The organism is Pseudodesulfovibrio aespoeensis Aspo-2 (assembly GCF_000176915.2).
Classification (GTDB): Bacteria; Desulfobacterota; Desulfovibrionia; order Desulfovibrionales; family Desulfovibrionaceae; genus Pseudodesulfovibrio; species Pseudodesulfovibrio aespoeensis.
This window is the reverse complement of the sequence record NC_014844.1, coordinates 2,420,060-2,445,068: the sequence shown is the minus strand read 5'-3', so window position 1 is coordinate 2,445,068 and position 25,009 is coordinate 2,420,060. Positions and strand designations below refer to the sequence as shown.

Below are 25,009 nucleotides of genomic sequence, written 5' to 3'. Positions count from 1 at the left end.
TTGGACCTGCCCTTTTTTTTTGTCAGCCAGAGGCTGTCTTGATTGCAGACAGGGGGGGCCATATGGACATCCGTAAACTCGAAGCGTTTTACAATGTCTACGAGTTGCAGAATTTTTCCAAGGCTGGCGAAGTGATGTACCTTTCGCAGCCGACCATCAGCTCCCATGTCGCCAATCTGGAAGCCGAGCTTGGGGTTAAGCTCTTTGACCGTCTCGGGCGCAGAGTCATTCCCACCCAGGCCGGGGAAATCCTGTACCGCAGCGCGGTGGCGATCTTCGAGAACGTCAAGCAGGCCCGGACCTCCATTGAGGTGCTGCGCGACACGGTCGCGGGCGAGCTGGTCATCGGGTGCAGCACCATTCCGGCCCACCACATGCTGCCGGAATACTTGGCCGTCTTTGGCGCGCAGTATTCCCAGGTCTCGTTCACTGTGCATACCAGCGACTCCGGCGATGTCATCGCCAAGGTGACGGAGGGCCAGTGGCCGGTGGGTATTGTCGGCCACAAGCCGGAGGGCGAGGATCTGGCCGCGCACGCGCTTCTTGAGGACGAAACCGTGGTCGTGGCCTCTCGCGGCGCGTCCTGGTTGCCGCGTTCCTCCGGGCCGGTGCCTGTCAGCCAATTGGCCCTGCTGCCCTGGGTCATGCGCGAGAGAGGGTCCGCTACCCGGCAAGCCCTTGAGGATACACTGGGTCGCATCGGTCTGAGCTTGCAGGATATCAATGTCCGCTGTTGGGTCGATGGCACTTGCGAGGCGGTTGCCCATGTCCTGAGCGGCGTGGGCCTCAGCGTGACCTCGGAACTGGCCACCCGGCAGCTGGTGGAAAGCGGAGCCCTGGTGCGTCTCGACGTGCCCGAGCTGATGGGCCGCCGCCGGTTCCACCTCATCTATCACAAGGGCCGTCAGATGTTCCCGGCGTACAAGGCGTTTGTGGATTTTTGCCTGAGCCGGTAGCGGCTGGAATTTGTCACCATAGAGGCCCGGGCGGTGAGCGTCCGGGCCTTTTGGCGTTTTCAGGGCCGGGATTACGGGAGAAAATGCAGCGCAGGGACCGCGTCGATGAAGCCGTTATGCGCCAGCCGCTGGTAGAAGAGGGTCATGCCAGCAATTTCCTCGGGACCGAGGTCATAGACCAGCCCGTCAAAGTACGAGCACATTTCCGCCTGGCTCAGACAACTGCTCTCTGCGGCCAGGGCGCACATGGCTGCAATATTGGACTCGCCCCAGCATTTGGCCGCGAGCAGGGCGGCGCAGGCCTGCCTGATGGCCGGACCGTTGCGCTCAAAGCTGGTGCGCTGCACGATCCAGACGCCGAAGATGAAAGGCAGCCCGGTCAGGTTGCGCCACGCCTCGCCGAGGTCGGTGCGCACCGGGTAGTCGGGGTGAAAGCGCAGGTTGAGCGCCTCGTCTCCGATGCACAAAATGGCCTGGGGTCTGTGGCCGGTCGAGAGCATGGCCGTGGCGTCCCCGGTGACAAAGGTCGGCTCGATCTGCCACTCGGCCAGCAGGACGCGCAGCAGGGCAGCCGAGGTGTGCGTCTGCGCGCTGACCACGATGGTCTGGCCGTGCAGTTCCTCGACCGGGCAGCGGCTGAGGAGCAGCACGCTCTGCACCGGGCCTCGGCTGCCGATGGCGATGTCCGGCACGAGGTAGTATTTTTCCGGATGGCGCGCGTATTCGATGCTTGATGCAGCGGAGATGTCGAGCTGGCCCGCGTCCATGAGCCGGTTCAGGGCCGAGGGCGGCCCGGAGACGATGGAGAAGCCGTGGCCGATGATCCCGGACTCGATGGGATGGTAGATGGGCAGGACGTTGAGGTAGCCGATCTTGCCGATGCGCACGGTCATGGCCGGGCCTCCACCAGCCCATAGGTCATGGTCCGCTGTCTGGGAGCGAACCCCGCGTCCTCAATGAGGCGGTGGATCTCGTTGCGCGAGAGGCTGAAGGAGACCCCGGCGGCCCTGACCACGTTCTCCTCGATCATGGTCGAGCCGAAGTCGTTGCCGCCGAAGAAGAGGGCGAGCTGGGCGATCTTTGGCCCCATGGTCACCCAGGAGACCTGGATGTTGTCCACGTTGTCGAGCAGGATGCGCGAGAGGGCCAGGGTGCGCAGATATTCGACGCTGGTCAGCTTGCGGCAGTGGGCCAGCCCGGTGCTGTCCGGCTGGAAGGTCCAGGGGATGAAGGCCGTGAATCCGCCGGTGCGGTCCTGGCTGTCGCGCACGGCCAGCATGTGCTCCACGCGCTGTTTGACGGTCTCCAGGTGGCCGAACATCATGGTGGCGGTGGTGCGCAACCCCTGGGCGTGGGCTTCCTCCATGACCGCCAGCCACTGTCGGGCCGGGCACTTGTTGGGCGCGACCCGCGAGCGAACTTCGTCCACCAGGATCTCGGCCCCGCCGCCGGGGATGGAATCGAGCCCTGCCTTACGCAGCCGGGCGATGACCTCGGCCACCGGGATGTGCTCAAGCTCGCTCCAGAAGACGATCTCCGGCGGCGAAAAGGCGTGGATGTGGATGTCGTGGTTGGCCTTGATATGGGCCAGCATCGACTCATACCAGGACAGAGGCAGATGCGGATGATGTCCGCCCTGCATGAGGATCTGCGTGCCGCCCAGGGCGAGGGTCTCCTCTATCTTGCGGCTGATCTCGTCCAGCGAGAGCACATATCCGCCCTCCTGCCCCGGCTCGCGGTAGAACGCGCAAAACTTGCAGCAGCACACGCAGATGTTTGAATAATTTATATTGCGATCCACCACATAGGTGACCACCGGCTCGGGATGCTTGGTCAGCCGCACCCGGTGGGCCAGCCACCCCAGGTCGGCCAGCTCCGCGTGATCATGCAGAATCATGGCCTCGTCCGCCCCGATCCGCTCCCCATCCAGAACCTTCTTGAAAATTCTCTCTATCACTTTCATTCCTTTCTTCTCGTTCTCCTTCACCCCCCCCCCGCCAAAAAGTTTGGGAAAGGGGATGGGATGGGGATCCAGGGGGAAGGGAAGGGGGAGAGCCCTTTTCAAAGGGTTTCCCCCTTCCCTTCCCCCTGGCCGCCGGAGGCACTCCTATACCTCGTTGAAATACGCATCCCGTTCGATGGGGGTGCAGCCGCAGCCCCGGATCATGGCTTCGAGCCCGGCGCGGGTCAGTCCCTGTTCGCTGGTGGCCCCGGCCTCGTGGCCGATTTTTTCCTCGACCACGGTGCCGTCGAAATCGTCGGCCCCGAATTTGAGCGCGGCCTGGGCCTGCTTGACACCGAGCATGACCCAGTAGGCCTTGATGTGCGGGATGTTGTCGAGCATCAACCGGCTGATGGCGATGGTCCGCAGCTCCTCAAGGCCGGTCAGGGGCTTGTCGATGGTCAATGTGCTGTTTTCGGTCAGGAAGGGCAGGGGGATGAAGCAGGTGTAGCCGTGGCTGCGGTCCTGGCTCTCGCGCAGCCGGATGAGGTGATCGATGCGGTCGGCGCGCGCCTCGATGTGGCCGAAGAGCATGGTGCAGTTGGTCTTGATGCCCAGAGCGTGGGCCTCTTCGTGGATGGCGAGCCACTGGTCGGCGGTGGACTTGCGCGGACAGATGCGCTCGCGCACGGCTGGGGCGAATATCTCGGCCCCGCCGCCAGGGAGCATGCCCAGCCCGGCGGCCTGAAGGCGCTCAAGCACCTCGCGGGTGGCGATGTTTTCGAGACGGGCGAAATGGGCGATCTCCACGGCGGTGAAACACTTGAGCACGGCCTCGGGCAGCCGCTGGCGGATGGCCTGGAGCAGGGCCTCAAAGTAGTCGAGGCCAAGGCGGGGATGGCAGCCGCCCACAATGTGGATCTCGCGGGGTGGGAGCGGCGAGGCGTCGATGCGGGCCAGCGCTTCGTCCAGGGAGAGGACAAAGCCGCCGGGCTGGCCTTCCTCGCGCTGGTAGGCGCAGAAGGCGCAGCCGTTGACGCAGATGTTGGTGTAATTGATGTGGCGGTTGACCACATAGAACGCCTTGTCGCCATGCAGCCGGGCGCGCACCTGCTGGGCCAGCGCGCCCACGGCCAGGGGCTCCGGGCAGTTAAACAGGCGCATGCCGTCGTCAAAGGTCAGCCGCTCACGGTTGGCGACCTTGGTGCGGATGTCGCCAAGTCCCATGTTGTCGAAGAAATCGCTTTTCAGGATCTGCATTGGTGTTCCGGGGTTTGGGTGTGCGCGCCGAGCCCATGGCGCAGGAAATCGACCACGGCTTCGGCTCTGGTCCTGAGGGCGTCCGGGGTGTTGCCAGGGGACGCGCCCCTGGCGTTCAGGGCCGGGATGGCGCAGGCCTGGAGGAAGCGGTCCATGACCGCGTCCAGGTGATGGACGGCCATGTCCGCGTCGATGCCGGGTCTCAGCTGGCCTGTTGCCATGGCGTCTGTGACCAGCCCGCGCAGGTACTTGTCCGAAGCCTGCCTGATCTCGCCCAGGAATCTGTCGCGCAGGGGGAACCCCTCCTGGTAGACCATCTTCAGGTAGATGCGGTAGATGAGCGGATTGGCGGTGATGAATTCGGCCCCGGCCAGCAGGCTCTGCCCGATGCGCTCGAAAAAGTCGCCGGACGCGCTGTCCCTGATCTGCTTGAGGGGTTTCTTGAAGTCGGCCACGGTCTGGCCGAAAAGGTATTCGAAGATTCCCTGCTTCGAGCCGAAATACTTGAAGATCGACCCCTTGGCGATGCCCAGCCGCCCGACCATGCGGTTGACGCTGGCCTGATGGTAGCCGTGGTCTGCAAACTCTCGGGCGGCCTCGGCCAGCACGCGCTCGCGCTTGTCGTCCGGCAGGTTCTCGAATGTGTTGGGCGACATTCCCATATTGGTCCTTCTTGCCCTCCGGGGCCGGGTGCGCTAATGGTGACCAGGTGGTCACCATGTGTATCTCCGGCATGGTGGCCTGTCAACAGGATAAAAGAGCGTAGAAAATATAGAGGGATACCATGCCTGACGCGCTTCGGATCGGCTTTTCGCCCTGCCCCAACGACACCTTCATATTTCATGCACTGGCCGCAGGGACCATCCCCTGGCCCGGCGGTCTGGACGTGACCCTGGCCGATGTGGAGGAACTCAACGCCATGGCCAGCGAGGGGCGGCTGGACGTGGTCAAGGTCTCGGCAGCGGCGGTGGCCGGGATTCTGGACGCCTATGTGCTGCTGCGGGCCGGTGGGGCCATGGGGTACGGGGTCGGGCCGGTGCTGGTGGGCCGGGCCGGGGCTGGCGGTCTGGCTGCGCTCGACGGCAAGACCGTGGCCATTCCCGGCCAGCGGACCACGGCGGCCCTGCTCTTTGGCCTGTGCTGCCGCGAGGCCGGGGTCTCGGTGCGGCTCGCGCCCATGGTCTTTGACCAGGTCATGCCTGCCGTGGCCGCAGGCCGGGCGGACGCGGGCGTGGTCATCCACGAGGGGCGGTTCACCTACGGCGAGCATGGGCTGGCGCGCATCCTCGATTTGGGGGCGTGGTGGGAGGCGCACACAGGCCTGCCCATCCCGCTGGGGGCCATTGCCATGCGGCGGTCGCTGGGCCAGGGAGCGGCGCAGACCATGAACACGGCGATCCGCCAAAGCCTGCTGGCGGCGCTGGCAAACTCGCAAGGGGCGTGGGGCTACATCAGGCGCCATGCCCAGGAGATGGACGAGGCAATCATCCGGGAACACATCCGCACCTTTGTCACGGACCACAGCCTGGATGTGGGCGAGGCCGGGGAGCGGGCCATGGCCCGGCTGCTGGCCGAGGCAATGCCCGGGGCGGACCCGGACCGGCTTCGGGCCGTGTTCCTCAGGCCGTTGCCGGTTGCGCCGCTTTCCGGTCCTGACTCAGAAAGACCCCGGTAAGGACCACGGCGGATGCCGCATATTGGAGCGGGGCGAGCCGTTCGCCCAGCATGAACCAGGCAAAGACCAGGGTGATGACCGGGATCAGGTTGACAAAGGCGGACGCCTGGCTGGCCGGGATCTTGGACATGCCGAAGTTGTAGAAGCCGTAGGCCAGGATGGTCACAAACACGCCGAGGAAGAGGATGGCGCCGATGCCGAGGGGATCGAAGGTCGTGGGCATGGCGGTGCTCGGCAGGAAGAGCAGCGGGAAGTAGAATATGGAGCCGATGAATGCCTGGATCATGGTCAGGAACCAGGGGGAGTAGCGCGGCATGAGCCCCTTCAGGGTGACCATGTAGCCGGTGGCGCAGACCATGGCCAGGAATTCGAGAAAATTGCCCAGCGCGGGATTGGGCGCGGTGGCGCTGGGCGTGGCGGCGGCGGACAGCGCCACCGCGCCGACAATGGCCAGGGCAAATCCCGCGAAGGTGCGCCGCGAGGTGTGCTCGCCCAGGTGGAAGCGCGCGCCAAGCGCCACCATGAGGGGCAGCAGAGCGCAGATCATGCCCGCCTGGGAGGCGTCGGTGTAGGTCAGGGCCATGGCCTCGAAGATGAAGTAGAGACCCGGCTCGCACACGCCCATGAACAGGAGCAGTTTCCAGTCGCCGGGCCGGTATTCCACGGTCCGGACCAGCCGCCGGAAGACGAAGAGAAAGCACAGGGAGGCCACGGCCATGCGTCCGAAGATGACCACCATGGGGTCGAACCGGGTGAAGGCCACCTTGAGCACGATGAACGAACTGGCCCAGAGCGTCACTGCCAGCAGCAGCGCCAGCAGCGCCAAACCCTTGCCTTGCGTATCCGACATTGCATGTTCCTTTTGTCAGCGGGTAGGCAGGTCTATCACCTGCGGACCGGCTTGGGAACGGGCCGAGCCATCATTTCTTGTTATCGTCGTCATCGGCCTGGGTTAACGGAGGCACAAAGCAAAGGCCCCGCCAAGGCATGCCGGGCGGGGCCGTTTCATCGTGTCTGGGGGTCGCGCTTAGTGGGGGCAGACGGCCAGGACGTTGACGGGCTTGTACTTGTTGCCGGGGTCCAGGGCAAAGCGGCAGCCCAGATGGGAGTCGTCGCGCTTGTTCTCGATGTCCGTTTCAGAGTCGAGGTAGAAGGGGCAGCCGTTGTTGCTGCAGACCAGGATGACGCCCCAGCCTGTTTCAGGCGGGGTGAGCCAGGGCTCCATGAGCTTGCCGCAATGCGGGCAGTCGTGATCCTCAAGCTCGGTGACGATTCCGGCATATTCGTGAATGACCATGCTATCTCCTTATCCGGTGCGATTCGCTGCGGTTTGGTTCGATTGCAGTGAAGATAATTCCGCAGCCGCCCGCGTCAAGGGGGCGGGCGATTATTCTTGCCCGCGTTCACGTGTTGAAAGCTTCGGGGCGCGGCCTAATCCTCGGTGGCGGGCAGTGCGTGCAGCAGTTTGAACAGGGCGCGGGCCGAGGCCGGGGGCTTGTCTGTTTCTTTTTCCCGGCGCGCGGCCAGGACAAGCTGGCGCAGTCGCTGGCCTTGGTCCGGATGGGCCTCGAAGATTTGCTGCACCAGGTCGTCGTCGCCGTCCACCAGCCTGTCCCGGAGTTTTTCCAGCTTGTGGAAGGAGTCGTTCCTGATGGCGTGGCCCTGCCGGGCCGCCTCGACGATTTGGCGGATGCGGCTGGTGTCAAAGGCGCGCATGAGCTTGCCCACGTATTGCATGTGCCTGCGCCGGGCCTCGTGCTTGGTCAGGGCCTTGATGAGCAGCAGGGCCGCTTCCAGTTCCGGGGGGAGTTCGGCCTCCCGGATCACCTTGTCGCCCAGGGCGGCGAATTCCGTGCCGAGGTTCTGGAGTTCCACGCTGTCGCGCTTGAGCTGGGACTTGCTCGGACCGAATTCGCGGTCGTCGAATTCTTCCGGCCTGTACAGGGGTTTCTTCTTGCTCATGGGTTACCTTTTCAGCGGTGCCTGCGCCAAGTCGCTCTCCAGCTGCGTGAAGATGGTCCGGGTGCCCTCGGTCAGGGCCTGGACCAGTTCCTGCGCGGTGGGCTGGCTTAAGGGAATCCGCTGCGTGTAGTTTTTCGAAAAGAGGATGGTGTTGTCCGGGGTGGATTCATCCACCAGGAAGAACTGCATTGACATGACCGCTGCCGGCGGGGTGGACGAAAAATCCCCATACAGGGTGTTGACCGCACCTTCCAGAATCAGGTCGGGCACGACCATGCTGCCGGGGGTGATGATGTGCGAGAACCGGCCCGATGCGGCCAGCCAGTCGCGCAGCTCCGAGGTGAGCATGCTGCCCGGCGTGATGAAATAGAGGTTGTAGAAATCCGACTCCATGCGCCCGTCGGCCAGCTGGTAGATGATCTCGCGGGTGTTGTAAAGATCGGACACGGCCAGCCTGCGGACGTTGAGCACGATGCCGTCCTGCGGCGCTGGCAGCGACTGCGCCCGGACCGGGGCGAGGCGGTAGTAGTGCTTGTCCAGGGGCTTGCCGCCCATCTTGACGCAGGCGGCGCAGCCCAGGGCCAGGACCGCGACAAGGAGCAGGAGGAGGGGTTTCTTCATGGTCGCGCTCCGGTTAATCGGTTTCAGGTTTGGCCTGGTTCGGCGGGCCGCCGAAGATCATGCCCGATGGGTAGCGCTTGGCTTCGATGCTGATATCCTTGATGTTTTCCAGGATCACACGGGTGTCTTCGAGGATGGCGTGGAGGTTCGCTTCCTCGCTGGCGGTCAGGGCGTTGAGCCGGTTGGCCAGGGCGTGGATCTTGGACACCGCTGCGGCCATGTCGCGGGCGGCGCTGCCGATATTTTCCAGGGCCGGGGCGATCTCGGACATGGCCTTGTCCATGCGCGGGTCGGTCAGGGTCTTTGCCAGCACGTCTGAGGCCGTTCTGAAGCTGGCCATGGCCCCCCGCGTCTCCCTGACAGCCTCCACCGCTTCGTCACCGGATTCTGTGACGATCCGGTTGATGCCCGCGATGGCCTGGGCGGCCTGGGGAATGATCCGCGTGGTGGACGGGTCGGCCAGTATCTGGTTGGTGCGGGCCAGGATCATCCGGGTCTCCTCAAGGATGGAGAGCACCTTCTGGCCCGCTTCCTTGCCGCCTTCGGCCTTGATGAAATCGTCGATGGCTCCGGTGATGGACTTGATGTCCTTGATGATGCCGCCGAGGTCTTCCTGGCTGATGCCGCTCAAGGTCTTGCTGATGGCGGTCACTGTCGCCTCGATGCGGCCCATGGTGCTCGGCACGGACGGGACGTAGTTGTTGATGGGAATCCAGTCCACGGGCAGGAGCGGGGTGTTGTCATCGCTGTCGTAGGTCAGGTTGAGAAAGAGCTGGCCGGTCAGGCCCAGGGAAGTGGGCCGGACGCGAAGGCCGTAGGCTACCTCCTCGCGCACCGCCTCGCTGAATTTCTCCTTGTTTATTTCGCCGAAGATGTCCGGCTCGATTTCGCATTTGACGTAGACGTAGCGGCGTTCTTCCTGGCTCGCTCCAGGATAGGTGTTGAGGACGAAGTCAATATCCACCACCCGCCCGATGTTCACCCCGCGCAGCTTGACCGGCGAGCCGACATCCAGGCCGTTGACCGACTCGTTGAAATAGGTCTCGATGGTGTAGGTGGTCTTGAAAAATTTGCCCGCTCCCAGGATTATGATCACGGCCACGAGGATGGTGGTGCCGACGATGATGAACGCGCCAAGCTTGAAGTAATCCTGTTTCCTGATCATCTGCTGTCCTTATTCAGAGGCCGGGGCGGCGGCCACGGAGCCGTTTCGGCCCGGTGAGGGCATGCGGTGGAAGAATCGCTTGACGTAGATGTTTTCGGATGTGTCGCGCAGGGTTCTGGGGTCGCCCTGGGCAACGATGGAGCGCACGTCCTTGTCGAGCATGATAACGCGATCAGCCGTTTTGTAAATGCTTTCCAGCTCGTGAGTGACTATGACAAAGGTGATGCCAAGAGTTCGTGACAGGTTGAGGATGAGTTCGTCAAGCTCGGCGGACGAGATGGGGTCCAGCCCGGCCCCCGGCTCGTCGAGAAAGAGGATCGTGGGATCAAGGGCCATGGCCCTGGCGATGGCCGCCCGCTTCTTCATGCCGCCGCTGATGGCGGCGGGCAGCTTGTAGAGCGCGCCCTCCAGGTTGACCATGGCCAGCTTGGACTTGGCGATCATGGCCATGGCCTCGCGCGGCAGGTCCGTAAACTCCTCCAGGGGGAGCATGACGTTCTGAAAGAGGGACATGGAGCCGAACAGTGCGCCCATCTGGTACATGACGCCGAATTTCCGGATGATCTCGTCGCGCTCGCGTCCGCTGGCGCGCACGAGGTCGCGCCCGTCGATGAGCACCTGCCCGGCCATGGGCGTGTACAGGCCGATCATGTTCTTGAGCAGGGTGCTCTTGCCGCAGCCCGACCCGCCGAGGATGACGAAGACCTCGCCCGGCATGACGTCGAAGCTGACATCCTCGACAATGGCCGTGTCGTCGTAGCCGCAGGTGAGGTTGCGCACGCTGATGATCGGTTGGGTGGTGTCCATGTCCGTTTCCATGCCCTGCCTCATATCTTCAGGTAGTAGAAAGCCACGGCAAAGAGGCCGTCGGCAAAGGCGATGAAGATGATGCCCGTGACCACTGCGCTGGTGGTGGAAAGCCCCACCGCGCTGGCCCCGCTGCGGGTCTGCATGCCGCGCAGGCAGCCCACGCCCGCCACCAGGATCGAGAAGACCAGGGCCTTGGCCATGCCGCCGAAGAAATCACTATAGTGGACATAGCTGAACACGCGCGAGGTGAACGTCACCAGGGGGAACCCCAGGGAAAGCATGACCAGCGCGCCGCCCACCAGACTGGCCAGATTGAAGAACAAGGTCATGAGCGGGACCATGGCCAGGGCGGACAGGAGTTTTGGCACCACCAGGAAGCGCATGGGCGACAACCCCATGGTGGTCAGGGCGTCAAGCTCCTCGTTGATCTTCATGGTCCCGATCTCGGCGGCAAAGGCCGAGCCGGAGCGTGCCGCCAGCAGGATGGCCGTGACCAGCGGCCCCATCTCGCGGAACATGACCAGCCCGAGCATGTTGGGCACGAATATCTCGCCCCCGAACCGCTGCAGGCTGATGGCGGACTGGAACGACATGATCAGCCCCATCAGAAAGCCGAGCAGGGAGATGATGAAAAGGGAATCCACGCCCACATGGACGCAGGAGAGCAGCACGTCCTTCCAGCGGACCCTGGAGGGGTGGAGCAGGGACCGGGTGATGATGACCGAGGCCTCGCCCACGAATTCGACCATCTCGCGGATTCCGGTCAGGGCGTCCCGGGTCGCCCGGCCCACGCGCTCGGCCAGCCCGCGCCGCTCCGAGTCTGCCGGGTTCCAGCCCGGGAGCGGGCGGTCCCCGGTCAGGTCGATGAGTTGGCGGTGCCGTGGGGCAAGGTTGACCAGCGACAGGGTGCCGCCCGCCTCGGCCACCACCTCGCGCAGCTTGAGCAGCAGGGCCATGCCCGAGCCGTCCATGTACTCGATGCCGGAGCAGTCCGCCTCCACCGCGCCGCCTGATCCGGCGCTGGCCACCCGGCTCGCCTCGTCCCAGACATGGGCCGTGCCCGGTGCGTCGAGCCTGCCCCTGATCTCAAAACGCAGCTGACCTGCGCCAGTCACGGCAAGGACGGAAGCTCCGGGGTGGCCCGGCGGCAGGGGGTGTTGTGGCACGATGGTGTCTCTGGGGCCGGTTGTGGGCGGTCCGCCCGGTTCATGGGAATGACAAAGATATCTGAGCTCTTGCGAAATGAAAAGTGCGGCGGGAGAAAAATTTCCCGGCCTGGCCCGCATCCTATTGACAAAGAGAAAAAAGAACATTATTTTTTTAAACTATGAATAACAGAAAAATTGACGACCTCGATCTTAAAATCCTGAATATCCTTCAGGAGGACGGCAAGGTCTCCAACGCGGAAATCGCCCGCAAGGTCGGCAAGGCTCCGTCTGCCGTGCTTGAGCGTGTCCGCAAGCTGCGCAAGAGCGGTATCATCAAGGGCTACGAGTGCATCGTGGACCACAAGAAGCTCGGACGCGGCCTGACCGCGTTCACGTCCATTCGCGTGGAAGAGGGCGTGGGGGCCACCGAGGTGGGCGAAAAGCTCGCCCGGCTGCCCGAGGTGCTTGAGGTCCACTACACTGCCGGGCGCGACTCGTATCTGGTCAAGGTGCGGGTGGAGGATACCGAGGCGCTCCAGGCCACCCTGGCCAAGTTCGGCACCATTGGCGCGGTTCGCGACACGAATTCGACCATCGTGTTGACCACGGTCAAGGAATCCCGCGTCATCCCGCTTCCTGTTAACGACGAATAGCCTTACTTCAAGGAGTCTCAGATGACTACAGACATTTCCTCCCTGGACCCGAGAATCATCACTCGGGGCAGGGAGTTTTTTGCGTCCATTTCCGGCGAATCTCCTTCGGTTTTCAATAAGGGGTGGTGGACCGGAAAGGTCATGGATTGGGCCATGAAAAACGAGGATTTCAAGGTCCAGATGTTCCGATTTGTTGATGTTTTGCCATACCTGAACACCTCGGAGTCCCTCTCGCGCCATATCGAAGAATATTTTGCGGGCGACGACTCCAACATCCCGGACGTGCTCAAATGGGGCGCCACCAAGACCAAGCTGGGCGGGGGGCTGGTGGCCAAGGTCCTGAACATGACCATCCGCTCGAACATCGAGTCCATGGCCCGCCAGTTCATCATCGGCCAGACGGCCAAGGAGGCGGTCAAGGGCATCCGCAAGCTGCGCAAGGACGGGTTCGCCTTTGTCATCGACCTGCTGGGCGAGGCCACGGTCAGCGAGGCGGAATCCGCCGCCTACCGCGACGGCTACCTGGAGGTGCTCGACGCCATCCACAAGGAGCTGGACAAATGGCCAGCCCTGGACGGCGGCAGCGGCAACGCGGACTGGGGCCACGCGCCCCGCGTCAACGTGGCGGTCAAACCCTCGGCCTTCTACTCCCAGTCCAAGGCCGTGGACCTCGACGGCACTGCCGAGGGCATGTTGGCCAGCATTGAGCCGGTCTACCGCAAGGTCATGGAGATGGGCGGCTTCCTGTGCATCGACATGGAGCAGCTCAAGTACAAGGAGGCCACGGTCGAGCTCTACAAGCGGCTGCGCAGCAAATATCCCGACTACCCCCACCTGGGCATCGTCTTCCAGGCCTATCTCAAGAGCGTGGACCAGGATGTCAGCGAGTTCCTGGCCTGGGCGCGTGAGAAGCAGTTCCCGGTCTCCATCCGGCTGGTCAAGGGCGCCTACTGGGACTACGAGACCGTCATGGCCAAGCAGAACGGCTGGCCCGTGCCTGTCTGGACCTACAAGCCCGAATCCGACGCCGCCTATGAGCGCGTGTCAAAGGTGATCCTCGAAAACAGCGACATCTGCCACTTTGCCTGCGCCTCGCACAACATCCGCACCATTGCGGCGGTCATGGAGCTGGCCACGGCCCTGAAGGTTCCGGAAGAGCGCTACGAGTTCCAGGTGCTCTACGGCATGGCCGAGCCGGTGCGCAAGGGGCTCAAGAACGTGGCCCGGCGCGTCCGGCTCTATTGCCCCTACGGCGACCTGCTGCCCGGCATGGCCTATCTGGTACGCCGCCTGCTTGAGAACACGGCCAACGAGTCGTTCCTCAAGCAGACCTTTGCCGACGAGACAGACCGGGATCGGCTGCTGGAGAATCCGGAGGTCACCCTGCGCCGCCAGCTGGAGAGCAAGTGCAAGGCCCCCGCCTCCCAGGAGGGCCTTGGCAGATTCCGCAACTTCCCCATGGTTGATTTCACTCTTGAGGCGGAGCGCACGGCGTTCCCGGCGGCCATCGAGCGGGTGCGGGCCAGGGCAGGGGGCACGGTGCCGCTGTTCATCAACGGTCAGGCCGTGGAGACCGGCGATTTCCTCGACTCCTACAACCCGGCCAACCCCGCCGAGATCATTGGCCGCGTCTGTCAGGCGGGCGTGGACGAGGTGGACAGGGCCATTGAGGCCGCTTCCGCCGCCTATCTCTCCTGGCGCGACGTGGCGCCCGAGGCGCGCGCCGCCGTGCTGCTGCGGGCTGCCCAGTACCTCAAGGACAACATCCACGACTTCTCGGCCATCCAGGTGCTCGAAGTGGGCAAGCAGTGGGATCAGGCCCATGCCGACGTGGCCGAGGCCATCGACTTCCTCGAATACTACGCCCGCGAGATGATCCGCCTGGGCAAGCCCCGGCGCATGGGGCAGGCTCCGGGCGAGATGAGCCATCTCTTCTACCAGGGCAAGGGCGTGGCCGCGGTCATCGCACCGTGGAACTTCCCTCTGGCCATCTCGGTGGGCATGGTCTCGGCGGCCATCGTCTCCGGCTGCCCGGTGGTCTACAAGCCCGCAGGCAGCTCGTCCTGCGTGGGCCAGGGGCTGGTGGAGATGTGGAAGGCCGCCGGGCTGCCTGCTGGCGTGTTCAACTACACGCCGGGGCGCGGATCGGTCATCGGCGACTATCTGGTGGATCACCCGTCCGTCGCGGTCATCGCCTTCACCGGCTCCATGGAGATCGGCCTGCGCATCCAGGAGCGCGCCGCCAAGGTCGGCCCCGGCCAGCAGCAGTGCAAGCGGGTCATTGCCGAGATGGGTGGCAAAAACGCCATCATCATCGATGACGACGCGGATCTCGACGAGGCCGTGCTCGGCGTGCTCTACGCGGCCTTTGGCTTTCAGGGGCAGAAATGCTCGGCCTGCTCCAGGGTCATCGTGCTCGACGCCATCTACGATAAGTTCGTCTCGCGGCTGACCGAGGCAGCCAACTCCGTCAAGCTCGGCCCGGCTGAGGATCCGGCCAACGCCATGGGTCCGGTGGTGGACAAGCACGCCCAGGAGAACGTCCTGCGCTATGTCAGGATCGCGGAGCAGGAGGGCAATGTGCTGGTCAGGCGCGAGGTCTCGGACGAACTCAAGGCCAGCGGCTGTTACGTGCCCCTGACCATCGTGGACGGCATCACCAGGGAGCACCGCATCGCCCAGGAGGAGGTTTTCGGCCCGGTCCTGGCCGTGATGCGCGCCCGCGACATGAGCGAGGCGCTCGACATCGCCAACTCCAGCCGTTTCGCCCTGACCGGGGCCATCTACTCGCGCAGCCCGGCCAACCTGGAGCGCGCCTCCCGTGAGTTCCGGGTCGGCAACCTCTACCTGAACAAGCCCAGCGTGGGCGCGCTGGTAGAGCGCCATGCCTTTGGCGGTTTCAAGATGTCCGGGGTGGGCTCCAAGTCGGGCGGCCCGGACTACCTGCTCCAGTTTCTCGACCCGCGTCTGGTCTGCGAAAACACCATGCGTCGCGGTTTTGCCCCCATCGAAGAGGACGACGACTGGCTGAGCTAGTCAGCCCCTCCTTGCCAACAAAAGTCAAACAGAGGCCGGGCCGGATGATTCCGGCCCGGCCTGTTTTTGTCGGGAATGGATCTGGCGTTGCGCCCGGCGGATGGGCCTACAGCATCATGCTCATCACATGCCAGCTGGCACCGCCGTGGGTGGAGGAGGAGAGGCCGCCGTCCATGAAGCCGCGCCGCTGGTAGTACGGGACGAGGTCGTGCTTGCACAGGAGCATGACCTTGCTTTTGCCCATCTCGCGGGCGTGGTTGATGAAGCCGTCGAGCAGCCTGCTGGCGATGCCCTGGCTGCGGTATTCGGGCAGCACCGAGAGGGAGAAGATGACGATGTTCTCGCCGTCCGGGTCGTGGCCCACCAGATGCTTGAACTCCTCGTCCGTGATGTCTTCCTTGTGGGTTGAGCCGCTGTTGATCTGGCCCACCACCCGCTTGTCCAGCTCGGCCACCAGATAGCCTTCGGGATAGGTCTCGATGCGGGTGCGCAGGGCCGTGGTCCAGGCCGCCTCGGCTGGCGGAAACGAGCGCGCCTCGATGGTGTGGCACGCGGTCAGGTCGTCGGGCTCGACCATGCGGATGGTGATGGTGTCCATGGTGTTCTCAGTCCAGTTCGACGCCCTCAAGGGCGGCTTCAAGTTCTTCCCAGTTGCTATAGGCATTTTTCAGCTCCAGTTCAACCGCTTCGAGCCGTGCCTGATCGGCTGTCATGGTGTTGCCGGGGGTCTTGTAGTAGTCGGCATCCGACATCCGGGCCTGGATGGCCCCAAGCTCTGCCTCCAGCCGCTCAATGCGGACGGGCAGGGCCTTGAGGGCTTCCTGTTTCCGCTCAAGCTCGAATCTTTCCTTGTAGCTCAGCTTCCTTTTTGCAGGTGCTTCCTGCGTTCCTGCCTTGGGGCGGCACACCCTGGCCGATTCGGCGGACCTGTCCTGGCGTTGGCGGAGCCAGTCGTCATAGCCGCCCACATACTCGGCCACCATGCCCTGGCCCTCGAAGGCAATGGTCGAGGTGACCACGTTGTTGAGGAAGGCGCGGTCGTGGCTGACCAGCAGCAGGGTGCCGGGATAGTCCATGAGCAGTTCCTCAAGCAGGTCCAGGGTCTCGGCGTCCAGGTCGTTGGTGGGTTCGTCCATGACCAGGACGTTGGATGGCCTGGTGAAGAGCTTGGCCAGCAGCAGCCTGTTGCGCTCGCCGCCCGAGAGCACCGAGACCGGCACCCTGGCCCGGTCGGGCGAGAAGAGGAAATCCTTGAGATAGCCCATGACGTGCTTGCGGCCATCGCCGATCTCGATGAAGTCGTTGCCGTCGGCCACGTTGTCCCTGGCCGATTTCTGCTCGTTGAGCTGGCCGCGAAGCTGGTCGAAATAGGTGATCTGGAGATTGACGCCGTGGCGGATGGACCCGGCCTGGGGCTTGATCTCGCCCAGCAGGAGCTTGAGCAGGGTGGTCTTGCCCACGCCGTTGGGCCCGATCAGGCCGACCTTGTCGCCGCGCATGATGGTCATGGAAAAGTCGCTGACAAGGGGTGCGTCGCCAAAGCCGAAGCAGAGGTCCGTGGCCTCGATCACCAGCTTGCCCGTGCGCTCGGCCTCCTGGATGACCATCTTGGCCGAGCCGGTGCGCTCGCGCCGGGCGCGCCGCTCCTCCCTGAGCTTGATCAGGTCGCGCACGCGGCCCATGTTCCGGGTCCGGCGCGCCTTGATGCCCTGGCGGATCCACGCCTCTTCCTCGGCCAGTTTGCGGTCGAAGTTGTGGTTCTGCTTGGTCTCGGCCTCCAGGTCTGCCTCCTTGCGCGCCAGATAGGTTGCGTAGTCGCAGTCCCAGTTAAAGAGTCTGCCCCGGTCCAGCTCCACGATGCGTGTGGCCAGCCGCCTGAGGAACGCCCGGTCATGGGTGACGAAGAGCACTGCCGCGCTCTGGCGCAGCAGGAAATCCTCAAGCCAGTTGATGGATTCGATGTCCAGGTGGTTGGTGGGCTCGTCGAGGATGAGCAGGTCTGGCTGGCTGACCAGGGCGCGGGCGAGCAGGACGCGCCGCTTGGTGCCTCCGGAGAGCGAGTCGAAAGGCGCGTCGCCGTCGAGCTTGAGGTGCGAGAGCACGGTTTCGATGGCTTGATGGGCGGGCCAGCCTCCGGCTGCCTCTAGGGCATGCTGGGCGTGTTCGAACCGGGCCACCAGCCCTGACTGATCCCCGTCCGATGCGACGGCCAGCAGGCGCGAGGCGTGATGGTAGGCGCTCAGATGCCTGCCGGTCTCGCCCATGCCCTGGGCCGCGATGTCGTAGACTAGGCCGTCGAGGCCCTTGGGCACCTCCTGGGGCAGCATGGCCACCCGCGCGCCCTTGGCGTAATCCACGCTGCCGGTGTCCGGGGCCAGCACGCCCTCGATGATGGAGAGCAGGGTGGACTTGCCCTCGCCGTTGCGTCCCAGCAGGCAGACGCGTTCGCCCGGCTCGATCTGCATGGACACCCGTTCCAGCACCGCCGTGCCGGTGAAATTGATTGCTATATCGCGAAGACTGACGACGGCCATGGATTCTCTTTTTGCGCTATGCGGATGGCTTGCCTTCCCCGGAGGGCGGCGTGAGCCGGAAGGAGGTTACTTGCAGGCGTCCTGGAACGCCCTGTGCCGCACATCGTAGGGCGGGTGGCCGAAAAAGGCCGAGCCGGAGACCAGCACGTCCGCGCCCGCCTCGACCAGTTCGCGGGCATTGTCGAGGGTCACGCCGCCGTCCACCTGGATGAGCGTGCCGCTCCCGGCGGCGGTGATCATGCCCTTGAGCTCGCGGACCTTGTCCATACAAAAGGGGATGAATTTCTGGCCGCCGAAGCCGGGGTTCACGGACATGATCAGGACCATGGAAAGCTGCGGGATGAGATAGCGCAGGACATCAAGCGGGGTGTGCGGGTTGAGGGCCACGGCGGGCTTGGCTCCGGTCTCGGCGATCTGGGCGCAGACGCGTTCCAGGTGGTCGCACGCCTCGGCGTGGACGCAGATGAGATCGGCTCCGGCATCGGCGAAATCGCGGATGTAGCGGCCCGGCTCGCGGATCATCAGGTGGCAGTCAAAGAACAGGTCCGACCGGGCGCGCATGGCCTTGATGATGGGCGGGCCAAAGGTGATGTTGGGCACAAACATGCCATCCATGACATCCAGGTGGACCCACGTGAGGCCCGCCTGTTTCAGGGCCGCCAGCTCGGATTGCAGGTTGGCGAAATCCGAGGACAGCATGGAAGGGGAAAGGATCATGGCGCTCGCTCCGGGTAGGGATTGTCTGCTGGGAGAGGTGTACCCGCTCCGCCCCGGATGCGCAAGTTTTTCGACCCGCTTCTTCCCGGCCCGGCGCGGTTATCTCCGCCTGGGCTGGCTGGTGATGAGCTTGTCCGCGGCAAGGCCCAGCAGGCCGCCCAGCACCAGGGATGTGAGCAGGAGCGGGACCACCGTAGCAGGCGCGGCCTCTGAGGCGAGAACGGCAAAGGGGATGCCCGTGAGCAGCCCGACGAGCAACCCGGAGAGCCATCCTACAAAGGGCATCCTGGCGTAGGTGATGATCATGCCAAGCCCCAGCCAGCGCAGCAGGGTGGCGATGCAGATCTGCCAGCCCGATCCCTGGAAGACCAGCGGGATGACATCGATGATCCCGGCGGCAATGCCGAGCAGCAGGGCCTTGATGAAAATGTCCATGTTTCCCCTGTTGCCCAAGTTCCGCCTATTTGTCCATCTTGAAATCAACCTTGATCTTGAACAGCGTGCTGGCGGGAAGGTTGAGGATTTTGATGCCCGTGGCCTCGGTGATGGAGGCGAGGATGGCCTCCACCGCGTCCATGTCCGGCGCGATGAGCGCGAACCAGACGTTGTACTCGTTCTCGCGCAGATAGTTGTGGGTCACGCCGTCATGCTTGTTCACTTCGGCCACGAAGGCGTCGAGCCTGTCCTCGGGCACCGAGGCCGCGCACAGCGTGGACTGCCACCCCAGCGTGTGCGAGTTGAAATTGGCCCCCATCCTGCGGATGAGCCCGGATTTCTTCATCTCCCGCACCCTGACCAGCACCTCGTCCCCGCTCAACCCCACCTGCCTTCCGACCTCGTCATAAGGCCGCGAAACCAAGGGGAAATGGGACTGGATGATGTCGAGTATCCGCTTGTCGTAACTGTCCATGGGGTTGTGCCTCCGGTGGTCAGAGAACCTTTTGAAAAAGGTTCTCTAGACTCTCCAAAACTTTTTGTGTGAAACGGCGCTGGTCGACCTTGCCAGCCTGTGGATGCCGTGTGCGCCGTTTCGTCTTCTTTCCTCAAGTGAGCGGTGCGACTTCCCGAGTCCGTGCGCCCCTCTCCGCCGCCATCCAGTCTTCCTTTGTCATTTTCCCTTTCAGGCGGCGGAGCCCTAAAAAGTTCTGAAAGGGGGTCTGGGGGAAAACTCTTCCAAGAGTTTTCCCCCAGCCGTCGGAGACATTATTTCTTCGCCTTTTTCGGCTCGTAGGAGCACAGGGGCTCTTCGCGCAGGTAGTGGCCGTTCATGGTCTGGGCGCGGGCGCGGCAGCCGCCGCAGACGCGTTCGTATTCGCAGTGGCCGCACTTGCCTTCGTAGACATCGGGGTTGCGCAGGTTGAGGAACTGGGGCGAGGATTTCCAGATGTCCGGGAAGGGGGTGGTGCGGACGTTGCCGCAGTCGAGATCGAGGTAGCCGCAGGGCTGCACCTGGCCGCGATGGGAGATGAAGCAGAAGCCTACGCCGCCCAGGCAGCCGCGGCTGACGGCATCGAGCCCGAAAGTCTCGAAGTTGACCGGGATGCCTTCCTCCTTGGCCCGCTGGCGCAGGATGCGGTGGTAGTGGGGCGCGCAGGTGGCCTTGAGCTGCATGGTTGTGGTCTTGCGGAAATCGTAGAACCAGTTGAGGACATCCTCGTACTCGGTGGCGGCGATGATCTCGGCGCCCAGCTCCACGGCCCGGCCCGTGGGCACGAGCAGGAAGATGTGCCAGGCGGCCGCGCCGATCTTTTCGCACAGGTTGAAGATGTCCTTGAACAGGTGGAGGTTGTTCTTGGTCACCGTGGTGTTGATCTGGAACTCGATGCCCGCGTCCTTGAGATGCTGGATGCCGCGCATGGAGGCGTCGAAAGCGCCGAGCTCGCCCCGGAACTCATCGTGCTGGGCGGCCTCGGGCGCGTCGATGGAGATGGAGCAGCGCTCGACACCGGCATCCTTCATCATCTTCGCAGTTTCGGGCGTGATGAGCGTACCGTTGGGGGCCATGACGCAGCGCAGCCCCTTGGCCTTGGCGTAGGCGATCAGCTCGTACACGTCGTGGCGCATCATGGGCTCGCCGCCGGTGAAGATGATGATCGGGCTGCCCACGTCCGGGAAGGTGTCGATGAGCGCCTTGGCCTCGGTGGTGGAAAGCTCGCCCTCGTAAGGTTCGGGGTGCGCCTCGGCCCGGCAGTGCTTGCAGGCGAGATTGCAGGAGCGGGTCACCTCCCAGGCGATGAGGCGGCAGATGGGCGTGACCCCGTCGTCGAGGAACCGTTTGGGCGCGGTTTCCGCTCCCGGATGGGTTCCGGGACGGGTTCCGGGATGGCCCTTGCCGTGGGGGTGGCCGCCGGGGTGTCCTTGGTGTTTGGTCATGGCGTTATTTGAGCGTCTTGAGCACGTCTTCGGTAAAATAGGTGAGGATGAGGTCGGCCCCGGCGCGCTTGAAGGCCACCAGGGATTCCATGACCACGGCCCGCTCGTCGATCCAGCCGTTGGCTGCCGCGGCCTTGATCATCGAGTATTCGCCGCTGACCTGATAGGCGGCCACGGGCGCGTCAAAGGCGTCGCGCACCTGCCGGATGATGTCGAGGTAGGGCAGGCCCGGCTTGACCATGAGGATGTCCGCGCCCTCCATCAGGTCGGCGGCGGCCTCGCGCATGGCCTCGCGGCCATTGGGCGGGTCCATCTGGTAGGTCTTGCGGTCGCCGAACTGGGGGGCGGATTCCGCGGCCTCGCGGAAGGGACCGTAGAAGGCCGAGGCGTATTTGACTGCGTAGGCCATGATCGGCGTGTTGAGGAAGCCCGCGTCGTCGAGCGCGGCGCGGATGGCGGCCACGCGGCCATCCATCATGTCGGAGGGGGCCACCATGTCGGCCCCGGCGCGGGCCTGGGCCACGGCGGTGCGCGCCAGCAGGTTCAGGGTCGGGTCGTTGAGCACCTCGTTGTTTTTGACCAGCCCGCAATGGCCGTGTGAGGTGTATTCGCACAGGCAGGTGTCGGCCACCACCATGAGGTCGGGCCAGCGGTCCTTGAGCAGGCGGATGGCCTGCTGGACGATGCCGGAATCGGCATAGGCCTGGGAGCCGGTCTCGTCTTTTTGCGCCGGGATGCCGAAGAGAATGCAGGACCGAAGGCCGTTTGTCACCGCCTCGCCCACCTTCTTCTCCAGCTGCTTGAGCGAGAGCTGATACTGGCCGGGCATGGACGAGATTTCCTTGATGAAGGATTCGTCGTCTGTCTCGGCCACGAAATAGGGCATGATCAGATCCTGGGGCCTGACCTCGTTCTCGCGCACCATCTCGCGCAGGGTCAGGCTGGACCGCAGCCTGCGCCCGCGATGAAAATCCGAAGGAATCATGGCATTCTCCCTCTCAAAATCATTGATCCTGAATTGTCTCTACACCATCCCCGCCCGTCCGCCAACGGTGCACACCCTGTTCACCCTCCCTCTCCGCGAAGCGGTCCCAAAAAGTATGGGAAAAAGGGGGATGGGGGTCCGGGGGAAGGGGGAAACGAACCCTTTTCAAAGGGTCTTTTCCCCCTTCCCCCGGGCGCCGGAGGCACTCCTTGGTGCCTACAGCTTCTCGCCGGTGATTTCCTCGTCGGTGAGGTAGCAGGCCGGGTCCTGGGCCCAGAAGTCGTCGTACACGGCTTCGGCGCGGGCGCGGAAGTTGCCGCCGCAGATGTTGAGGAAGCGGCAGGTGGCGCAGCGTCCCTTGACATGGGGGCGCTTGTCCTTGAGCTTGTGGAGCAGTTCGATGTTCGGGTCTGTCCATATCTCGGAGAAGGGGCGTTCGAGCACGTTGCCAAACGTGATGTGGCGCATGAACTGGTCGGCGTGGACCTTGCCGTCCCAGGAGATGCAGCCGATGCCGCGTCCCGAGGAGTTGCCCTCGTTCATCTTGAGCAGTTCGAGCACATCGGCGGCGCGCGCCGGGTCTTCCTTGAGCATGCGGTAGTAGAGGTAGGGGCCGTCGGCGTGGTTGTCCACGGTCAGGACTTCCTTGGGCAGTCCCTTGTCGAACAGGGCGCGGGTGCGGTCCATGATCAGGTCCACCGCCTGCCGGGTCTCGGCGTGGTCCAGGTCTTCCTTCATCAGCTCCGAGCCGCGGCCCGAGTAGACGAGGTGGTAAAAACAGATGCGCGGCACTTCGAGCTGCTCGATGAGGTCGAAGAGGTGGGGGATTCCTTGCACGTTGCGCTTGTTGATGGTGAAGCGCAGACCGACCTTGAGCCCCTCGGCCTGACAGTTCTCCACGCCCTTGAGGGCCTGTTTGTAGGACCCTTTGACGCCGCGGAACTTGTCGTGGACCTCCTCGGCCCCGTCCAGGGAGATGCCCACGTAGGAGAGGCCCACTTCCTTGAGCTCCCTGGCCTTGCTCTTGGTGATGAGCGTGCCGTTGGTGGAGATGACCGCGCGCATGCCCTTGCTGGTGGCGTACTTGGCCAGATCGACCAGGTCTTCGCGCACCAGGGGTTCGCCGCCGGAAAAGAGCATGACCGGCGCGCCGAACTGGGCGAGATCGTCAATTATTTCCTTGGCTTTTTCGTTGGAGATGGGGTCCTTTTGGCTGCTCGGGTCCACGGCCTGGGCGTAGCAGTGGACACATTTGAGATTGCACCGCTGGGTCATGTTCCAGACCACCACGGGCTTCTTGTCCTTGGAGAACTGGAGCAGGTGGGAGGGCAGCTGCCCGGATTCGCGGCCATAGCGCAGAGCGTCTGACGGCTCGACGGCGCCGCAAAAGAGTTTTGAAATGCCTATCATGTAGATGTAACCTCTCTGATGAAGTGAAGCTGTCAGGTAGCACACATTGCGGGCAGTGTAAAAGCGCAAAAAAGGGGGGCTTCGCGCCCCCCTAGCGTTCAGGGAAGTATGTAGGAATTGTTCTCGAAATGTCAAGAACGGAAGGCAAGGGGGAACGTCATCCAGCCAGCCGGATCTCCACGCGCCGGTTTTTGCGCATGGCCTCGGTGGTGGAGCCTGCGGCTATGGGTCTGGTTTTGCCGAAGCCCACGGCCTCGATCAGATCCTGGGCCACGCCCCACTTGTTGACGAGGTAGGCCTTGACGGCGTTGGCGCGTCGTTTGGACAGGGCGAGGTTGTAGGCGTCGTCGCCGCGTGAGTCGGTGTGGCCGCCGACGATGATGCTGCGTCCCTTGAGCTGTTGCGTGTTCAGGGCCTCGCCCAGCGCATCGAGCAGGGGGTAGGATTCAGGCCGGATGGTGTCCTTGTCAAAGTCGAACTGGATGTCGAGATTGACGCCGTTGACCTGGGGGCGGAGCAGATCGGCTGCCGGGCCTGTGGGCGCTGCCGGGGCGGGTGTGGTTTGGGCGGACATGTCCGGGGGCAGGTCCTGGCCCGTCGCCGCAGGCACTACCACGGGCGCGCCGGTGAGGTTGGCGGTCACGTCGCTTGCCGTGCGGGCGAAGTTGTAGTTGGAGTCGGGCGAGGGCAGCCAGCCCTTGAGGGGCACGGCCATGTCCGCCGCGATGGCGCGGATGATCTTGTTGAAGGGCGCGTCGGTCATCCGGTATTCGTGCATGAAGTAGAAGTAGTCATCGGGCCGCTTGGTCTCGATGCGCCCGGCCTGGAGCATGGTCCACAGCAGGGTGGCGCTTTTGGTGTCGTAGATGTTGATCTGGATGGTGATGGCCGTGTCGTCCAGGGTGTGCCCGGAGTAGAAATAGGGCACAAAGCCGACAATGGTCAGGTCCGCGCCGAGCCGCTTTGCCCGTTGCAGGGCGGTGTTCACGCCCTGGTAGGTGTTGTCGGGATTGAACTCCATGACGGTGAACAGCCGCTCCTCAAGCCAGGCGTTGCTGAATATCTGGGCAAAGGCGATGGAAAGCTGGGCGGAGTCGCTGTTTTCCTGCTGGATGATGAAGGAGTGAAAATAGGCTGTCAGCGGGCTGTATTGCCTGCCCTTGGGGTGGACCGCCACCTGGAGTGGCGATTTCCTGACAGGCGAGTCGGTGTAGACCTTGGTCTGGTCCGTGATGGACGGGTCTATGTGCGCACACGCGGACAATGCGATCAACAGAGCGAAAAGAATTGTTTTTTTCATGACTCACACCGGGTATTGGTTGCAGCCGCCGCGGGATGCGCGCCAACTTGGCGACGCTCCCCGGTTCATGCCTGGGGTGTGAGCAAGGAGCATGCCGCCCGGCACGTCCGGCGGGGGGCGCTGCGCTATTGGAGCGTCTGGGTGGGCGACGGGCTGGATTCGATGGATTCGAGGAGCTGTTCGCGCGACTCGATCAGCCCCTGGCGCAGCAGCAGGCGCTTGCCAGGGGAGAGCTTGCGGAATTCCGGGCGGTCGGTCAGATCCGAGAGGCGTTCCATCTCGGTCAGGATGTTCCTGATGAGGGTGCGGATGTCCTTGCCGCGCGGGCCGAGCTGGGCTGCGAGCATGGCCAGGTCGCGGATTTCCTGGGCCATGCGCTTGATGGCGCGCGGGTCGATGTCGCGGACCAGCCTGCGCTTGGCCCTCCATGTCTCGATCCTGTCCCTGAACCAGCCGAACATG

The 25,009-nt window shown here is 63.8% G+C and carries 25 protein-coding genes; 4 read left to right on the top strand and 21 right to left on the bottom strand.

Features of this window, described 5'->3' with window-relative positions; all coding sequences use genetic code 11:
• Window positions 1-62: 62 nt before the first annotated feature.
• Entirely contained in the window at window positions 63-956 is an 894-nt protein-coding gene (locus DAES_RS11230; protein WP_013515144.1) for a selenium metabolism-associated LysR family transcriptional regulator, read from the top strand.
• A gap of 71 nt (window positions 957-1,027) precedes the next feature.
• Here the strand turns inward: DAES_RS11230 and DAES_RS11225 are convergent, their stop codons facing one another.
• The 4 genes from DAES_RS11225 to DAES_RS11210 all read right to left on the bottom strand — a co-directional run bounded on the left by DAES_RS11225 (window position 1,028) and on the right by DAES_RS11210 (window position 4,814).
• Window positions 1,028-1,849, bottom strand: coding sequence for a menaquinone biosynthetic enzyme MqnA/MqnD family protein (locus tag DAES_RS11225; protein WP_013515143.1), 822 nt, complete (start codon window positions 1,847-1,849; stop codon window positions 1,028-1,030).
• The gene (gene mqnC / locus DAES_RS11220) at window positions 1,846-2,919 is read right to left on the bottom strand and encodes a cyclic dehypoxanthinyl futalosine synthase (protein ID WP_041271754.1); all 1,074 of its coding nucleotides are present in this window, start codon (window positions 2,917-2,919) and stop codon (window positions 1,846-1,848) included. The genes DAES_RS11225 and mqnC overlap by 4 nt, the downstream gene beginning before the upstream one ends.
• A gap of 144 nt (window positions 2,920-3,063) precedes the next feature.
• Window positions 3,064-4,158 carry an aminofutalosine synthase MqnE gene (gene mqnE, locus DAES_RS11215; RefSeq protein WP_013515141.1) on the bottom strand — a complete coding sequence of 365 codons (1,095 nt, stop codon included), beginning with the start codon at window positions 4,156-4,158 and terminating at the stop codon, window positions 3,064-3,066.
• The gene (locus tag DAES_RS11210; protein ID WP_157864851.1) at window positions 4,146-4,814 is read right to left on the bottom strand and encodes a TetR/AcrR family transcriptional regulator; all 669 of its coding nucleotides are present in this window, start codon (window positions 4,812-4,814) and stop codon (window positions 4,146-4,148) included. The genes mqnE and DAES_RS11210 overlap by 13 nt, the downstream gene beginning before the upstream one ends.
• A gap of 128 nt (window positions 4,815-4,942) precedes the next feature.
• Between DAES_RS11210 and DAES_RS11205 the strand changes: the two genes are divergently transcribed.
• Window positions 4,943-5,833 carry a 1,4-dihydroxy-6-naphthoate synthase gene (locus tag DAES_RS11205; protein WP_013515139.1) on the top strand — a complete coding sequence of 297 codons (891 nt, stop codon included), beginning with the start codon at window positions 4,943-4,945 and terminating at the stop codon, window positions 5,831-5,833.
• Here DAES_RS11205 and DAES_RS11200 read toward each other — a convergent pair.
• The 7 genes from DAES_RS11200 to DAES_RS11170 form a co-directional block, all read right to left on the bottom strand.
• The gene (locus DAES_RS11200; RefSeq protein WP_013515138.1) at window positions 5,778-6,683 is read right to left on the bottom strand and encodes a DMT family transporter; all 906 of its coding nucleotides are present in this window, start codon (window positions 6,681-6,683) and stop codon (window positions 5,778-5,780) included. The genes DAES_RS11205 and DAES_RS11200 overlap by 56 nt on opposite strands.
• A gap of 177 nt (window positions 6,684-6,860) precedes the next feature.
• Entirely contained in the window at window positions 6,861-7,130 is a 270-nt protein-coding gene (locus DAES_RS11195; RefSeq protein ID WP_013515137.1) for a hypothetical protein, read from the bottom strand.
• Window positions 7,131-7,264: 134 nt separating this feature from the next.
• Entirely contained in the window at window positions 7,265-7,795 is a 531-nt protein-coding gene (gene yjgA / locus DAES_RS11190; protein ID WP_013515136.1) for a ribosome biogenesis factor YjgA, read from the bottom strand.
• 3 nt (window positions 7,796-7,798) lie between these two features.
• Entirely contained in the window at window positions 7,799-8,416 is a 618-nt protein-coding gene (locus DAES_RS11185) for an ABC-type transport auxiliary lipoprotein family protein (protein WP_013515135.1), read from the bottom strand.
• Window positions 8,417-8,429: 13 nt separating this feature from the next.
• Complete coding sequence (locus tag DAES_RS11180) at window positions 8,430-9,581, bottom strand: MlaD family protein (protein WP_013515134.1); 1,152 nt, start codon at window positions 9,579-9,581, stop codon at window positions 8,430-8,432.
• A gap of 9 nt (window positions 9,582-9,590) precedes the next feature.
• Window positions 9,591-10,388, bottom strand: a complete 798-nt coding sequence (locus tag DAES_RS11175; protein ID WP_041271751.1) for an ABC transporter ATP-binding protein — start codon at window positions 10,386-10,388, stop codon at window positions 9,591-9,593.
• A gap of 20 nt (window positions 10,389-10,408) precedes the next feature.
• Entirely contained in the window at window positions 10,409-11,557 is a 1,149-nt protein-coding gene (locus DAES_RS11170) for an ABC transporter permease (RefSeq protein ID WP_236608405.1), read from the bottom strand.
• Window positions 11,558-11,718: 161 nt separating this feature from the next.
• Here DAES_RS11170 and DAES_RS11165 point away from each other — a divergent pair, with 161 nt between their 5' ends.
• Window positions 11,719-12,192 carry an Lrp/AsnC family transcriptional regulator gene (locus tag DAES_RS11165; RefSeq protein ID WP_013515131.1) on the top strand — a complete coding sequence of 158 codons (474 nt, stop codon included), beginning with the start codon at window positions 11,719-11,721 and terminating at the stop codon, window positions 12,190-12,192.
• A 21-nt stretch (window positions 12,193-12,213) separates the two neighbouring features.
• Window positions 12,214-15,228 carry a proline dehydrogenase family protein gene (locus DAES_RS11160; RefSeq protein WP_013515130.1) on the top strand — a complete coding sequence of 1,005 codons (3,015 nt, stop codon included), beginning with the start codon at window positions 12,214-12,216 and terminating at the stop codon, window positions 15,226-15,228.
• Between the two features lie 106 nt (window positions 15,229-15,334).
• On the opposite strand, the gene DAES_RS11155 is transcribed toward DAES_RS11160, so the two are convergent.
• The 10 genes from DAES_RS11155 to DAES_RS11110 form a co-directional block, all read right to left on the bottom strand.
• Window positions 15,335-15,826 (bottom strand): GNAT family N-acetyltransferase, encoded by a 492-nt coding sequence (locus DAES_RS11155; RefSeq protein WP_013515129.1) that lies wholly within the window; start codon window positions 15,824-15,826, stop codon window positions 15,335-15,337.
• 7 nt (window positions 15,827-15,833) lie between these two features.
• The gene (locus DAES_RS11150; RefSeq protein WP_013515128.1) at window positions 15,834-17,762 is read right to left on the bottom strand and encodes an ATP-binding cassette domain-containing protein; all 1,929 of its coding nucleotides are present in this window, start codon (window positions 17,760-17,762) and stop codon (window positions 15,834-15,836) included.
• 66 nt (window positions 17,763-17,828) lie between these two features.
• Complete coding sequence (gene rpe / locus DAES_RS11145) at window positions 17,829-18,479, bottom strand: ribulose-phosphate 3-epimerase (protein ID WP_013515127.1); 651 nt, start codon at window positions 18,477-18,479, stop codon at window positions 17,829-17,831.
• A gap of 99 nt (window positions 18,480-18,578) precedes the next feature.
• Complete coding sequence (locus DAES_RS11140; RefSeq protein ID WP_013515126.1) at window positions 18,579-18,914, bottom strand: hypothetical protein; 336 nt, start codon at window positions 18,912-18,914, stop codon at window positions 18,579-18,581.
• Between the two features lie 25 nt (window positions 18,915-18,939).
• Entirely contained in the window at window positions 18,940-19,389 is a 450-nt protein-coding gene (gene ahbA / locus DAES_RS11135) for a siroheme decarboxylase subunit alpha (RefSeq protein WP_013515125.1), read from the bottom strand.
• Window positions 19,390-19,682: 293 nt separating this feature from the next.
• Entirely contained in the window at window positions 19,683-20,852 is a 1,170-nt protein-coding gene (ahbD, locus tag DAES_RS11130; RefSeq protein ID WP_013515124.1) for a heme b synthase, read from the bottom strand.
• Between the two features lie 4 nt (window positions 20,853-20,856).
• Entirely contained in the window at window positions 20,857-21,837 is a 981-nt protein-coding gene (gene hemB, locus DAES_RS11125) for a porphobilinogen synthase (RefSeq protein WP_013515123.1), read from the bottom strand.
• 216 nt (window positions 21,838-22,053) lie between these two features.
• Complete coding sequence (gene ahbC, locus DAES_RS11120; RefSeq protein WP_013515122.1) at window positions 22,054-23,247, bottom strand: 12,18-didecarboxysiroheme deacetylase; 1,194 nt, start codon at window positions 23,245-23,247, stop codon at window positions 22,054-22,056.
• Window positions 23,248-23,404: 157 nt separating this feature from the next.
• Complete coding sequence (locus tag DAES_RS11115) at window positions 23,405-24,547, bottom strand: OmpA family protein (RefSeq protein ID WP_013515121.1); 1,143 nt, start codon at window positions 24,545-24,547, stop codon at window positions 23,405-23,407.
• A 125-nt stretch (window positions 24,548-24,672) separates the two neighbouring features.
• Window positions 24,673-25,008, bottom strand: coding sequence for a hypothetical protein (locus tag DAES_RS11110; RefSeq protein WP_013515120.1), 336 nt, complete (start codon window positions 25,006-25,008; stop codon window positions 24,673-24,675).
• Window position 25,009: the final 1 nt, after the last annotated feature.

Bases quoted from the DNA above. Each gene is read 5' to 3' on its own strand.
- mqnE (WP_013515141.1), bottom strand. From the start codon at position 4,158: ATGCAGATCCTGAAAAGCGATTTCTTCGACAACATGGGACTTGGCGAC.
- DAES_RS11175 (WP_041271751.1), bottom strand. From the start codon at position 10,388: ATGGACACCACCCAACCGATCATCAGCGTGCGCAACCTCACCTGCGGC.
- DAES_RS11185 (WP_013515135.1), bottom strand. From the start codon at position 8,416: ATGAAGAAACCCCTCCTCCTGCTCCTTGTCGCGGTCCTGGCCCTGGGC.
- DAES_RS11140 (WP_013515126.1), bottom strand. From the start codon at position 18,914: ATGGACATTTTCATCAAGGCCCTGCTGCTCGGCATTGCCGCCGGGATC.
- ahbA (WP_013515125.1), bottom strand. From the start codon at position 19,389: ATGGACAGTTACGACAAGCGGATACTCGACATCATCCAGTCCCATTTC.
- DAES_RS11165 (WP_013515131.1), top strand. From the start codon at position 11,719: ATGAATAACAGAAAAATTGACGACCTCGATCTTAAAATCCTGAATATC.
- DAES_RS11200 (WP_013515138.1), bottom strand. From the start codon at position 6,683: ATGTCGGATACGCAAGGCAAGGGTTTGGCGCTGCTGGCGCTGCTGCTG.
- DAES_RS11205 (WP_013515139.1), top strand. From the start codon at position 4,943: ATGCCTGACGCGCTTCGGATCGGCTTTTCGCCCTGCCCCAACGACACC.
- DAES_RS11155 (WP_013515129.1), bottom strand. From the start codon at position 15,826: ATGGACACCATCACCATCCGCATGGTCGAGCCCGACGACCTGACCGCG.
- ahbD (WP_013515124.1), bottom strand. From the start codon at position 20,852: ATGACCAAACACCAAGGACACCCCGGCGGCCACCCCCACGGCAAGGGC.
- DAES_RS11210 (WP_157864851.1), bottom strand. From the start codon at position 4,814: ATGTCGCCCAACACATTCGAGAACCTGCCGGACGACAAGCGCGAGCGC.
- DAES_RS11225 (WP_013515143.1), bottom strand. From the start codon at position 1,849: ATGACCGTGCGCATCGGCAAGATCGGCTACCTCAACGTCCTGCCCATC.
- yjgA (WP_013515136.1), bottom strand. From the start codon at position 7,795: ATGAGCAAGAAGAAACCCCTGTACAGGCCGGAAGAATTCGACGACCGC.
- mqnC (WP_041271754.1), bottom strand. From the start codon at position 2,919: ATGAAAGTGATAGAGAGAATTTTCAAGAAGGTTCTGGATGGGGAGCGG.
- DAES_RS11230 (WP_013515144.1), top strand. From the start codon at position 63: ATGGACATCCGTAAACTCGAAGCGTTTTACAATGTCTACGAGTTGCAG.
- hemB (WP_013515123.1), bottom strand. From the start codon at position 21,837: ATGATTCCTTCGGATTTTCATCGCGGGCGCAGGCTGCGGTCCAGCCTG.
- DAES_RS11150 (WP_013515128.1), bottom strand. From the start codon at position 17,762: ATGGCCGTCGTCAGTCTTCGCGATATAGCAATCAATTTCACCGGCACG.
- rpe (WP_013515127.1), bottom strand. From the start codon at position 18,479: ATGATCCTTTCCCCTTCCATGCTGTCCTCGGATTTCGCCAACCTGCAA.
- DAES_RS11180 (WP_013515134.1), bottom strand. From the start codon at position 9,581: ATGATCAGGAAACAGGATTACTTCAAGCTTGGCGCGTTCATCATCGTC.
- DAES_RS11195 (WP_013515137.1), bottom strand. From the start codon at position 7,130: ATGGTCATTCACGAATATGCCGGAATCGTCACCGAGCTTGAGGATCAC.
- DAES_RS11160 (WP_013515130.1), top strand. From the start codon at position 12,214: ATGACTACAGACATTTCCTCCCTGGACCCGAGAATCATCACTCGGGGC.
- DAES_RS11115 (WP_013515121.1), bottom strand. From the start codon at position 24,547: ATGAAAAAAACAATTCTTTTCGCTCTGTTGATCGCATTGTCCGCGTGT.
- DAES_RS11110 (WP_013515120.1), bottom strand. From the start codon at position 25,008: ATGTTCGGCTGGTTCAGGGACAGGATCGAGACATGGAGGGCCAAGCGC.
- ahbC (WP_013515122.1), bottom strand. From the start codon at position 23,247: ATGATAGGCATTTCAAAACTCTTTTGCGGCGCCGTCGAGCCGTCAGAC.